At 55.7% G+C, this 503-nt stretch carries 1 protein-coding gene; it reads right to left on the bottom strand.

Annotated elements, in window-relative coordinates; genetic code table 11:
• Positions 1-52 precede the first annotated feature (52 nt).
• The coding region (locus ACEWPL_RS19510) for a transposase (protein ID WP_420744419.1) at positions 53-503 on the bottom strand (451 nt) is incomplete at its 5' end.

Below are 503 nucleotides of genomic sequence, written 5' to 3'. Positions count from 1 at the left end.
GGGAGTGTCATGAACTTTGTGTATCTGGCCCGGTCCATGCGGTTTCAGATATTCAAGCGTCGAAGCGCTCGCTAAACATTATGGCGAACTGGTTGCGGGCTGCAAACCATTCCCTGACATTTCTGCCATCCTTTTCAAAGTTGCGGATGGCGAGATAGATCAGCTTGGTTGCAGCCTCGTCGGTCGGGAAAGAGCCGCGCGTCTTGATCGATTTTCGGATCACCCGGTTCAGACTTTCTATGGCATTCGTCGTGTAGATGATCTTGCGGATCGCCGGATCGAAGGCAAAGAACGGGATTACCTCCTGCCATGCCCGGCGCCAGGCCGGGGCGATGGAGGCATATTTCCCGGCCCATTTTTCCTCGAAGGTATCAAGTTCGGCCTCGGCAATATCGGAGGTCGGGGCACTGTAAATCCGGCGCAGATCGGCGGCCACGGCCTTGCGATCCTTCCAAGAGCAGAAGTTCAGAGAATGGCGCACCAGATGCACGATGCAAGTCTGG

The sequence above is a fragment of the Roseovarius roseus genome (assembly GCF_043355935.2).
Classification (GTDB): domain Bacteria; phylum Pseudomonadota; class Alphaproteobacteria; order Rhodobacterales; family Rhodobacteraceae; genus Roseovarius; species Roseovarius roseus.
Note: the sequence above shows the minus strand (reverse complement) of the source record. Positions and strands in the feature narration are given on the sequence as shown.